The organism is Bradyrhizobium sp. LB11.1, assembly GCF_040549385.1.
GTDB lineage: Bacteria > Pseudomonadota > Alphaproteobacteria > Rhizobiales > Xanthobacteraceae > Bradyrhizobium.
Map to the genome: position 1 here is coordinate 1 of NZ_JBEPTH010000053.1, position 1,991 is coordinate 1,991.

Here is a 1,991-nt window from a genome sequence, read left to right on the forward strand (position 1 = left end):
GGGTGTGCGCCGTGACAAGGCGGCGCTTTCCAGTGGGTGCAAGCCCCATCCGGCAAACGCTCCAGCCGGAAGCAATCGGAGCAGTCATGGAGGTAACGAAGTGGCTGAAGCCTTCGATTAGCGTGTCACGCATTGGTGACAGCGCGAGTGTGCAGGCCGTAACGCGAGTGAACGCCGAGCAAGCCTCGAAAAGGACGATGCGCAGGCCGACCCGACGACCCTTTCGGGGAAGGCTGACACGGCTGGAGGAAGTGAGCGAAGCAGTACCTCCAGTCGCTGCGCCGGGGTAGTGGCGACAGCATGTACACAAGGAAAGCGTACGCAACACGGGAGGCCCCACGACGTGGTCAGGGATGACCAACCGGACGCCCGCGAGGGACAGGCCGGGCGCCTTGGGGATGCGGAGAGGTTTGTAGTACCGCTGAAGCCGGGTAACGCCGGCGGAGGGAAGGGACCTCAGTTCAAGACGAACGCAAGACGTAGTGAGGGACCTGGGGATTGGGCAACCTATCAACTCCGAAGAGTGTTCAGAAACTGCAGACGGCGTTGCACGCGAAAGCGAAGGCAGAAGCCGGCTACCGCTTCTACGCCCTGTACGACAAGATCAGCCGGGAAGACATCTTGGCCCATGCCTATGCTCAATGCCGCTCCAACAAGGGCGCACCGGGCGTGGACGGTCAGGACTTTGCGGACATTGAAGCGTATGGGGAGCAGCGGTGGCTTGGCGAACTGGCGCTTGCGCTCAGGCAGGAGACGTATCGACCGGACCCTATCAGAAGAGTGTACATACCGAAGGCCAATGGCAAACTCAGGCCATTGGGCATCTCGACCTTGCGTGATCGGGTCTGCATGACGGCAGCGATGCTGGTGCTGGAACCGATCTTTGAGGCCGATCTTCCACCAGAGCAGTATGCCTACCGTCCCGGGCGCAATGCCCAGCAGGCGGTGGTCGAGGTGGAAGCGCAGCTGTTCCGTGGTCACCCGGAAGTCGTTGACGCCGACCTCGCGGACTACTTCGGGAGCATTCCGCATGCCGACCTTCTCAAGTCGGTAGCGCGCCGGATTGTTGATCGGCGCGTGCTGCATCTGATCAAGATGTGGCTGGAGTGTCCCGTGGAAGAAACCGACGATCGAGGGAGGAAGAAACGGACGACCGAGGCACGGGACAAGCGGCGAGGCATCCCGCAAGGCTCACCGATCTCACCACTGCTGGCAAATCTGTACATGCGCCGGTTTGTGCTGGGATGGAAGATGCTCGGGCTGGAGCGAAGCCTCGGCTCTCGCATCGTGACCTATGCCGACGATCTCGTAATCCTGTGCAGGCGGGGCAAAGCCGAAGAGGCCTTGCGACAACTGCGCATGATCATGAGAAAGCTGAAGCTGACGGTTAACGAGGACAAGACACGAATCTGCAAGGTGCCGGAAGGAGAGTTCGACTTCCTGGGATACTCGTTCGGACGGATGTACTCAGCGAGAACCGGCCAGGCGCGCCTGGGGTACCGGCCATCGAAGAAAAGCATCAAGCGCATGGTTGAAACCATTCATGCGCTGACGGCTCGAACTGGGTTAGGGCAAGACACCACAGAGTTGGTGGCGAAGTTGAACCGCACGCTGCGCGGATGGGCGAACTACTTCAATGTAGGCACCGTTATCAAAGCGTATCGCGCGATCGACAACTACACCGCTGTGCGGTTACGCCGGTGGTTACGCAGCAAGCACAAGGTCAGGCGACGCAGGGGCGGGACCTATCCACTCTCGCACCTTTACGGGCACTTCGGGCTCGTACGTCTAACCGCGCTTGGTCGCGACCAGCCGTGGGTGAAGGCGTGAGGTCTTGTCCGAGAGCCGGATGCGGGAGATCTGCCTGTCCGGTTCGACGAGCGGGATGTGGAAACGGAGCCAAGGGTGAACCACTAAGGCACCGCCAGACGAAAGAGGCGGCAAACAGATATGTTCAGCCTACCGCCACCGCGCCACATCTCGACTCTACC

The 1,991-nt window shown here is 60.7% G+C and carries 1 protein-coding gene; it reads left to right on the forward strand.

The genetic code is table 11. The features are described from left to right. The first annotated feature begins 498 nt into the window (after nt 1-498). Nucleotides 499-1,830 carry a group II intron reverse transcriptase/maturase gene (gene ltrA, locus ABIA96_RS36525; RefSeq protein ID WP_354116834.1) on the forward strand — a complete coding sequence of 444 codons (1,332 nt, stop codon included), beginning with the start codon at nt 499-501 and terminating at the stop codon, nt 1,828-1,830. Nucleotides 1,831-1,991: the final 161 nt, after the last annotated feature.